General features: G+C 43.3%; 2 protein-coding genes. Both read left to right on the top strand.

Annotated elements, in window-relative coordinates; translation table 11 throughout:
• A partial coding sequence (locus NG798_RS27750; protein ID WP_261226951.1) for a DUF6011 domain-containing protein occupies positions 1 to 336 on the top strand: 336 nt, incomplete at its 5' end.
• Positions 337 to 422: 86 nt separating this feature from the next.
• Positions 423 to 1165 (top strand): phage Gp37/Gp68 family protein (locus tag NG798_RS27745; protein ID WP_261226950.1); only part of this gene is annotated, 743 nt, incomplete at its 3' end.

Genomic DNA, 1165 nt, shown 5'->3' with positions numbered 1-1165 from the left:
AAACCAAGGATTAGAATTCTGGCAGAAGAACAACAAGAGATTAAACTTTATCCTGCTGATTCTGATTCCAAATATGCCGATTCTATCATGGTCTATGCAGTAGGAGGATTCCTAGGAACCATTGATAACACCGGCACATTCCGCCCAGCAAAAGGATGTCCAGCATGGGTCGTACCGGCCCTCCAAAAGTTTGCTAATAATCCACACCATACCGCACAAGAATACGGTACTTTAACAGGCCGGTGTTGCTTTTGTTATCAGCGGCTTAGCACAGAAACTTCCTTATCTCTGGGTTACGGGCCCATCTGCGCTCGAAACTATGGACTGTTGAAATAACTGCCTACTGGCTGCCGGTGGAGACAACTTTATAAAGACGTCTCCACCCCCTAACAAAACTATGTCATTAAAACAAGGGTATTCCAATGAGCAAGAATTCCAAAATCCAATGGACAGATCATAGTTGGCCAATTGTTACTGGTTGTATTCCTAAATCTGCCGGTTGTGCCAACTGTTATGCCATCAAAGATAGCTGGCGACTTTCCCATAATCCTAATCCCAAGATTAGAGAAATTTACACCGGCACCGTCGAGAAAAAAGGAGAAACTCTGCGGTGGACAGGATTGATAAAATATCATCCAGACCGATTGAAATGGGTCAAGCAATGGAAAAAACCAGCCCGTATTTTTGTCAGTAATATGGCTGATTTATTTTCAGATGATGTACCAGAGTGGTTTTTGGATCTAACTTGGGCTTACATGGCGGTTTACAAACGCCACACCTATCAAGTCCTTACCAAATGCCCCGATCGGCTCCATAGCTATCTCAATGATCCTAATACTATCCGCAGAATTGCGATGTGGATAAATGTTGAGTTAGACATCAATAAACACCCTGGCAACGATTATCCACCCCTCCCCCTAAACAATTGGGCTTATGAAAAATTCTCATGGCCACTACCAAATGTCTGGGTAGGTGTTTCTGTAGAAAATCAATCTGTCACGCACAGAATCCAAACCTTACTGGAAACACCGGCAGCCATCCGATTTATCAGTTGTGAACCATTGTTAGGGCCGGTGGAACTTCGACCTCATTATCTCTATGAAGATTACCAGGAATCTTACAGAGACAATGAAAAACTAGATTGGGTAATTGTTGGTGGAGAAAG

The sequence above is a fragment of the Ancylothrix sp. D3o genome, assembly GCF_025370775.1.
Classification (GTDB): Bacteria; Cyanobacteriota; Cyanobacteriia; order Cyanobacteriales; family Oscillatoriaceae; genus Ancylothrix.
The sequence above is the reverse complement of the archived record's forward strand: the minus strand, read 5'-3'. Positions and strand labels throughout refer to the sequence as shown.